Raw genomic sequence first — 255 nt, 5'->3', positions numbered from 1 at the left:
GGCCGGCCGCGGCCAGCAGCACCTTCCTCCTGGCCAATAGCCGCGATCAGGCCATGCAGTCGCCCGACCACGAAGTGCTGCCGCTGCAGCTGAAATTCCAGCAATCGGTACGCGGCCTCACCGTGGGTGCCCCGGTGGACTTCCGCGGCATCGTGATTGGCGAAGTCACCCGCATCGGCATGGAATACGATGCCCCGCGCAAGGACTTCAACATGCTGGTGGACATCCGCATCTACCCCAGCCGCCTGCTCAGCC

The 255-nt window shown here is 65.5% G+C and carries 1 protein-coding gene; it reads left to right on the top strand.

What is annotated here, in order from left to right; genetic code table 11:
- A partial coding sequence (locus tag JHD64_RS21725; RefSeq protein ID WP_199055819.1) for an MlaD family protein occupies positions 1-255 on the top strand: 255 nt, incomplete at both ends.

Origin of the sequence: Aquitalea sp. ASV15 (assembly GCF_016429115.1) — a bacterium.
Taxonomy (GTDB): domain Bacteria; phylum Pseudomonadota; class Gammaproteobacteria; order Burkholderiales; family Chromobacteriaceae; genus Aquitalea; species Aquitalea magnusonii.
The sequence above is the reverse complement of the archived record's forward strand: the minus strand, read 5'-3'. Positions and strand labels throughout refer to the sequence as shown.